The following is a 7,046-nucleotide window of genomic DNA, read 5'->3' on the forward strand; positions in this document are numbered from 1 at the left end:
CGGGTTGTGTTGTCCCAGACGCTGTTTCCCTGCGTGACTCATAGGTGAGACCATTGACCCTAACCCAGTTTTTAGTACCGATCTAAATTAGAGAAATCCGGCATGATTTCACCATACGGAATAGGAGCCATGCCGTGAAGAGATCGAAGTACACCGAAGAGCAAATCGCTTTTGCGTTGAAGCAGGCCGAACTGGGAACTGCCGTGCCCGAAGTCTGCCGCAAGATGGGCGTGAGCGAAGCCACCTTCTACAACTGGAAGAAGAAATTCGGGGGGCTCGGTCCCTCGGAGCTGCGACGACTTCGCCAGCTTGAAGAGGAATGCAATCGACTCAAGCGCCTGGTTGCGGACCTGTCACTGGACAAGGCCTTGTTGCAGGACGTTCTGGCAAAAAAGCTCTGAAGCCTTCGCGGCGCCGCTTACTCGTGGATGATCTGATGAAGCGCTACGGCGTCGGGGTGACCAAGGCATGCGCCGTCGTCATGATTTCCCGGTCGTTGTATCGCTACGAATCGTGCCGACGCGACAGTGGCGCGCTGATCATGCGAATCCACGAGATCGCACATACGCGGGTTCACTACGGATACCGGCGTGTACACGTGATGTTGCGCCGCGAAGGCTATCGGGACAATCACAAACGGGTCTACCGTTTGTATCGCGAACAAGGCTTGTCCTTGCGGCACAAGCGCCCCAAGCGCAATAAGTCGGCGCAACGTCGCCAGCCCAAAGTGATCGCACAAGCGATCAATGACATCTGGAGCATGGACTTCATCATGGACCAATTGTTCGACGGCCGCCGTCTGCGTGCATTGACCCTGGTCGACAATTACACCAGAGAGTGCCTGGCCATCGACATCGGGCAAAACCTGCGGGGTGACGACGTGGTGGCGACGCTCGGGCGAGTATGCGCACTGCGTGGCTTGCCGCGCGTCATCAAAACCGATAACGGCAGCGAGTTCATCTCCAAAGCCATGGACAAATGGGCATACGAAAACGGGGTGGAAATCGACTTCAGCCGGCCCGGCAAGCCGACGGACAATGCGCAGTGCGAATCCTTCAATGGCCGCTTCCGTCAGGAATGCCTGAACAGCCACTGGTTCTTGTCATTTGCCGACGCCAAGGAGAAAATCGACGCTTGGCGGACGTACTATAACGAGGTTCGTCCCCACTCTGCGCTGAAGTGGCAGGCACCTGCGGAATATGCGCGCCAGCACTTGGCCGACGGCCAAATTGCCAACCTCAATGAGCCGGAAATCTCTACTTCTGATCCGGACTAATTCGGGGTTAGGGTCAGCTCATCGCGGCTCTGGGTCGTGGCGCTACCTCTTCAATCGGCACGCGTTCTATAGCCCCACTCCCGGGGCAAGGCGCGCACCGATAGCCCCTGATCTTTCTTGAGCAGTAGGGGGTTGCGTGCTGGGCCTAGTCGTCCTTGCGGACCATCGGCCTGTTCTATCGCTTGGCTGGTTGTTAAAGAGCGGGTACTGCTGGCGCTTCAACGCGGCCCTACTAGCTGGCTTCCGCCTAGGCGTTCTCTGCTGCGTTCTGCGCTTCCGTTTGCTGGGCTTTGGCCTAGGCGGATGGAGGTGCATGAATGAACAACAGCAAAACTTTGCTATATCGGTCAGGCAAAACTTTGCTCATTCGTTCGAAGACTGATCAGTTACGATTGATGATTCGTTTTGTTACTGGAGGCTGCTATGGCCAGCGGACAGGAGTTGAGGCCGCGCAAAGGTAAGGGCGGGCGTTGGTTTATTAGGTCAAGCGGGGGAGGCGTGAGTTTTGATACTAGAGAAGAGGCGGAGGCCTATATAGCAAAAGAAAGCAGCCCGCCCGCCCCGGCCTCTATCTCACGCCCGTTTATTGGCATTGCTGTGATAGCTATTGGTGCTGGACTATATTTCGCGTTCGGCGGAAAGGAAGGCGCAGCCAAGGAGTGCGGCGATGAGACGATGGCTTATGTCATGTCGCAGAAGGCGGCCGCCCAACAATTGCGTTCGCCAGGCACCGCGAAGTTCGCGCTAATGCCCGAAGCTAAAAGCGTTCGCACCGACACCTGTAAATTTTCGATCTCGTCATGGGTTGATGCGCAAAACGGTTTTGGCGCAACAGTCCGGACACGCTATACCGCAGATATGGAGTATTCGTCCGACTCAAAGACTTGGCGTGCGCTTGACGTGAAGTTTGATCAGTAGTTTCTTGAGGGAACGGCCCGCCCTGCAAGCTACATCCCATTTGTCGGCGCGTTCATTGGCGGCGCCGACTCCTCATCCAGCGTGGTGCAACTGCACTTTGACGCAGCGGGTAAGCTCGTCCAGCACTCCGGCTAGCAGAGCAATTAGGGACCGGGGGCCGGGGTGAAGCAGGACCGGTGGACTCCGTTCCAGATCAGCCCAGGAAGCCGTAGGGGGCGTCAAAAACGCAGTACTCTGCGCGGATGGTGGGGTTGAATAGAGGAAGAGCAGGCACTCCGCTTGGCCCGCTACCTCAAAGGAAAGAAAGATGACCCTGATCCGAGCCTCGATCCACAAGATGCAGACCAAGCATGGCGACGAAGTGGAGTACGCCAGGCTGCTATATCGGGACTCTGCCGGCACCTTCATAGGACAGTCGCTGAGGCTGCGGAGGTTGTCGCCGGAGTTGCTGGGCCTTGCCCGAGCAGGCTATGGCATCAACCGTTGAGTCCAGAAAGCAAAAAGCCCCGTGAGGGGTTTTTGCTTGGGGATCATCAGAATTGCCTAACATAGATTCACGTGACTTGAATCGTTAATTAGCAAAAATCAGACAGAGTCTGACGCCTTAGCGCTTGGTACATTTCGAGTAATATTAAGTCTCTGATTCTTACAAAATGGAGATTTAAGATGAAGGGTGCGTTCGTTGGGGTGCTCGCTTTGGTGTTGTCCGGTTGTGCGTCGATAACAGGGGAGAAGACCCAGCTTGTCCGAGTGGACGTTCTGGATGAACAAGGGGCGGCTGTCGGCGATGCCAAATGCGAACTAAAAAATGACAAAGGCGAATATCAGATCGAATCAGGCAAGCATGCCATGGTCAATAAATCGGGTGAAAACCTGAGCATTAGTTGTAAGTCTGCACAGCGCACCGATGAGGCGAGCGGAACGGCTATTTCTCGAGCTGGCGCCGGTATGTTCGGCAATATTCTGTTTGGCGGAGGCATTGGAGCCATCATTGACCACAACAGAGGGACTGCATACAACTATCCAGAGTGGGTGCAGGTTGTATTCGGTCGTATCGTTACTTTTGATCGCAGTAAATATACAGAAGGGAGGCCAATGCAAGGCGATGTAGTCGAGGTGGCAGAGGCGAAAGAGGCCGCGACTTCGAGTGCCTCGATTGCAACTCCTGTTTCTGCGGTTGATCGTGCTAGCGACTTGCCTCAGAAATAATTGCCTGTTGGTAGTTTTTTTCATACCCCCGTTACGGGCTTTGTCGCGTGTGCGAAGGGCAATCATCTGAAGCTAAGGAGTGCGGAGTGGTTGCCGCCAAAGACGCTGTATCCTGCGGGGATGTTTGAGCCTGCAAAGTACGAAGCCCCTTCGGAGGGGCTTTTCTTTTAAGGGGCCGGCTCGGCTAGGGTACTGTCCCGCGCTAGGCGCCATTCAAATGAGAAAGCCACCCGGAGGTGGCTGAATGTGAAGGGCGCCTTAACCCTTGTCTGCATCTTCAAGATCCAGGCTGGCCTGTCCCTCAAATCGGGGGTGCAGCCGGTTCAGCTTAGTGATGAAGTCCGGATAATCGGAAGAGAGTTTCATAGCCGTCACGACCGACGCCAGGTGTTCGCGCAATTTCGGATGTCCGATTTCTTGCGTAAGACGCCGATGCAAATGAGCCTTCCTTTCGTCCTTGGCGGCTTGCTTTTTTAATTCTTCGAGCAATCCTGGCGCCACCCGAGAATAGACAATGTCATTTGTCAGCACACCGAAGTACTGCGGCCGGAAGCGAGGGTTATCGGGGGGGTACTTGAGACCCCGCAGACGGAACAGTTGTTCGTAATAGTCTGTGGGGAACGCTTTCACATATGGTTGCAGCTCTTTAGCAACGAACGCCTCGAGAATCTTGGCCAGTTCGTTCTTCGCTCGATCTTTCTCGTAACCAGTGGCTTCATCAACGAGGGCAATAATCCCTACGCGAGCGAAACCGCGCACTAGAATTTCGCACTGCTTAGCGATTGCTTGCTGGGTCGTAGTCAGGGGGCCGGCTTCGCGTGCAGCCAATACTCCTTCGCAAATATCGGCGAGGACGGTAGCTGGATAGCCGTGGGCTGAGCGACCTCCATGTGGCGGGATAAATTCGATTGGGTTTCGCAACGCCTCTGCAAGCTGGTTTTTTGCGTAGGGGCGGATGCTGTCAGATTCGACAAATTGGACAAGGCGGCTGTCCCCGGATCGAGTAGACCCGGAGGAGATCTTCAGGGCACCGTTCAGGCCGGTCAAGGATAAAAGTCGAGTCCCATCCTCCAGGACATAGCAAGGGATCTCAATGTCGCCGAGCCGCAGGGGATGATCAGTCGAACCGTGCGTAGCCACCGGCAATTTGGCCTTCGCAGCCTTTGCTTTTGCGGCCTTGCGTGCGGACTCGGACCGCTGCTCAGGAGTGAGGCTTTTAGCCCGCGCCGCGCCACCTACAGCCCGCCCCGTCACCTTCTTATCAGTCATGCGCATCACCTTTTATTGGCTTAGATGCGTGCATTATTTCATGTTGCACGCAAAAAACAATCATATGCGTGCAAAATGGCGAATTCAGTGCATGGCGGGATCACAACACTGTTGTGCCTCAACCGATTAAGACCGCACCCACTGCCCCCGCTCATCCTCTCCCAACTGTATGCCAGCCCACACCACTCGCCCCAGCACTCTGACCGAAGCATCACCCTCTAGGGGGATATCAGGATGCTGTGCATTAAACGACTTCGCCACCCAGCGCCCGGTCAGCCGATCCTTAGCCACCGTCTTGACGATCATCTTCCCTTCGTAGTTGATGGCGTAGACGCCGCCGGCGGCCACGTCAGACAACGTCAGGCCCAGATCCGGCACAACAAGAAGGGCAGCGCCGTCGCGGATGATAGGTTCCATGCTGTCCCCTTTTGCATACACGACTCGACCGCGGCCGGCATCCGCGCCAACAGAGCGCAGGAAAGAGCGGCGGAACTGGACGAAGCCAGTCTGTTCCTCGGTATGGCTCTCGATACTCTCTCCGGCAGCCAGGCGCATATCGCGGAGCTCGGGGACTTTTTCGAATCGCTCATTTGCCGCCTGGGGCTCACCCGGGTCTACGTTGGCTACGACCGTCCTATCCAAGTTCAGCCTTGGAGGCGGGGCATGCTCTCGGTCATCGACAGGCCTCCCACCTTCCCATGGAGCCAGCTCGACCGGCGCCATCGGGAACGGATCTTCCTCATCGGGGCTGGGGACGTCGACGGCGCCCACTTTCGAGGCAGGCGAGGAGGGGAGGCTCTGCTGTCCGGAGCTATGGGGCTTTTCCTGGGGCCGCAAAAGCTCCCAAGGCGCGACCCCAAGCACTTCGGCAAGAACCTCTACCTCACTGAGCTTCGCAGATGGGAGTTTGCCGCTCTTGCTTGGTTGGCGCCGGCTCGGGCTCAGATAGAGGCTGATCGTTGTTTGCCCGATGCCCGATAGTTTTGCCAGAGACGCCTGCCTATGACCCTGCTGATCCATCAGCTTGGCAAGGTTGGTAGCTAGGACGTCATTCAGGGAAAGCTTCTTCATTGGCGCAGTGTTCAATTTCTTGCTAGCAAAGTGTTGCTATTGTTTGGCCGTGAGCACACAAACCATCGAATCTCGCGTCCGAGAGCAGCTTGCAGGCCTTCGTGGAGAGTGGAAGCGAGTAGCGGACGCCCCGGGCGTTAGCTACTCGTGGATCTCGAAATTCATGAACGGCCATATCCCGAATCCGGGGACACGGACTCTGAATCGTCTGCAGGACGGTTTGAGTGGTCGTCGTCGCCAGAAACCCCTGAGGGCGCGGGAGGCGGCGTGACGGAGGCGTCCGCGCGCTCTGCTCTTAAGGCTTCAAGCCTCTCGACCTCTGCCAGCATCTCAGAGATAAAGGTCAGGGTCATTGTCCCGAGCAGGAATGCTGGGCTTTTGGCGCTCAAAGCGTAAAGTGCCGCCGATGGCGGGCTTAGCAGTAGCCCCCTTTAGCAATGAAGCGAGCAGAAGCCTCCTTGCATCTCAACCCATCGGGCTGGCGATACTGCTCCACCTCCTGGCACTAGGTTCTTGCAAGGTTTTCCGGCTTTGGTTCGTCCTGCGCAGTAAACGTTGAAATTGGAATCGTGCCAATCAAGATATTGCTGGCGAAGAACCCCGCGTTTCTGTGCTAGAAATGCTGGCGGATCGGAGAGATAGCGAGGAAGCTCCTCGGGTGAAACGGGCATTTTTTCCCAACCCTGTGGCCCGAGATTTCCCCAGAGAAAGGTGATGTCTCGCTCCACGAGATACTTGATGAACTTCTCGATGTCTTGCATGCGTTAGGTCTCCTGGGCGTCTGTTCTAAGGTTTGGCAGCCAATTGGCCGGATCTCCGAGCAATTTCGTGAGGCGATCTCCAAGAGTATCGAGGTCTCTTTTCCCTGGGTAACATGGTTTGACGCTGGTAGGTTCGTGTTGTGCGCTTTGCTTTCTTGTGATTTAGGCCTAGGTCAATAACGTCGGAAGAGGCCCCGAGTTCATCCATGATAGTGGCACTTGTGCGGCGAAGGTAATGCTGGCTCCTGTGGCCGCCAGGCGGACAGGCATCACGGCCTTGCGCAGCCTGCGCGGCGATTCCAGCAACTGAGCCGTCATCTGGTCCCGTTCCAAGACACAAGACTCCTTGGCCAGACCCGCAGCAAATTGTCGTAGATCTGGCCCATCAGACTCGGCGGCCGCTTTAGGTCGCCGGACACCTGCTGCAGGCGCAGCAGCGCCGAGCGCAGCTCGCTGGAGCTCCCACAGCAGCGCGAGCACGTCTCGCTGCCCGGGGTTCCGGTCCTGGATTGCGCGCAGCTCAGCGAGGGTGAGGGGGGGGG

Annotated in this window: 8 protein-coding genes; 4 read left to right on the plus strand and 4 right to left on the minus strand. The window is 56.6% G+C overall.

The window, feature by feature from the left end; all coding sequences use genetic code 11:
- The first annotated feature begins 134 nt into the window (after positions 1 to 134).
- The 4 genes from A7V84_RS00590 to A7V84_RS20555 all read left to right on the plus strand — a co-directional run bounded on the left by A7V84_RS00590 (position 135) and on the right by A7V84_RS20555 (position 3,403).
- A protein-coding gene (locus tag A7V84_RS00590; RefSeq protein ID WP_231940069.1) for an IS3 family transposase occupies positions 135 to 1,276 on the plus strand; the annotation gives its coding sequence in 2 pieces (ribosomal slippage) (positions 135 to 387 and positions 387 to 1,276; 1,143 coding nt in all).
- Positions 1,277 to 1,774: 498 nt separating this feature from the next.
- A complete protein-coding gene (locus A7V84_RS20970; RefSeq protein WP_127070839.1) occupies positions 1,775 to 2,194 on the plus strand; it encodes a hypothetical protein in 420 nt (139 codons plus the stop codon).
- A 307-nt stretch (positions 2,195 to 2,501) separates the two neighbouring features.
- Positions 2,502 to 2,681, plus strand: coding sequence for a hypothetical protein (locus A7V84_RS00595; protein ID WP_063492374.1), 180 nt, complete (start codon positions 2,502 to 2,504; stop codon positions 2,679 to 2,681).
- 179 nt (positions 2,682 to 2,860) lie between these two features.
- The gene (locus A7V84_RS20555; protein WP_174978377.1) at positions 2,861 to 3,403 is read left to right on the plus strand and encodes a hypothetical protein; all 543 of its coding nucleotides are present in this window, start codon (positions 2,861 to 2,863) and stop codon (positions 3,401 to 3,403) included.
- Positions 3,404 to 3,661: 258 nt separating this feature from the next.
- On the opposite strand, the gene A7V84_RS00600 is transcribed toward A7V84_RS20555, so the two are convergent.
- The 4 genes from A7V84_RS00600 to A7V84_RS21395 all read right to left on the minus strand — a co-directional run.
- A complete protein-coding gene (locus A7V84_RS00600; protein ID WP_063492644.1) occupies positions 3,662 to 4,672 on the minus strand; it encodes a P63C domain-containing protein in 1,011 nt (336 codons plus the stop codon).
- 126 nt (positions 4,673 to 4,798) lie between these two features.
- A complete protein-coding gene (locus A7V84_RS00605; protein WP_082833039.1) occupies positions 4,799 to 5,743 on the minus strand; it encodes an XRE family transcriptional regulator in 945 nt (314 codons plus the stop codon).
- Between the two features lie 431 nt (positions 5,744 to 6,174).
- Positions 6,175 to 6,504, minus strand: coding sequence for a hypothetical protein (locus A7V84_RS20975; protein ID WP_127070837.1), 330 nt, complete (start codon positions 6,502 to 6,504; stop codon positions 6,175 to 6,177).
- Positions 6,505 to 6,672: 168 nt separating this feature from the next.
- Positions 6,673 to 7,046, minus strand: a 374-nt coding sequence (locus A7V84_RS21395) for a hypothetical protein (protein WP_328586962.1), incomplete at its 5' end; no start/stop codon positions are given.

The organism is Bordetella trematum (assembly GCF_900078335.1).
Taxonomy (GTDB): domain Bacteria; phylum Pseudomonadota; class Gammaproteobacteria; order Burkholderiales; family Burkholderiaceae_B; genus Bordetella; species Bordetella trematum.

Coding starts and splice junctions, on each gene's coding strand:
- A7V84_RS00595 (WP_063492374.1), top strand. CDS start 2,502: ATGACCCTGATCCGAGCCTCGATCCACAAGATGCAGACCAAGCATGGC.
- A7V84_RS20555 (WP_174978377.1), top strand. CDS start 2,861: ATGAAGGGTGCGTTCGTTGGGGTGCTCGCTTTGGTGTTGTCCGGTTGT.
- A7V84_RS00600 (WP_063492644.1), bottom strand. CDS start 4,672: ATGACTGATAAGAAGGTGACGGGGCGGGCTGTAGGTGGCGCGGCGCGG.
- A7V84_RS00605 (WP_082833039.1), bottom strand. CDS start 5,743: ATGAAGAAGCTTTCCCTGAATGACGTCCTAGCTACCAACCTTGCCAAG.
- A7V84_RS20975 (WP_127070837.1), bottom strand. CDS start 6,504: ATGCAAGACATCGAGAAGTTCATCAAGTATCTCGTGGAGCGAGACATC.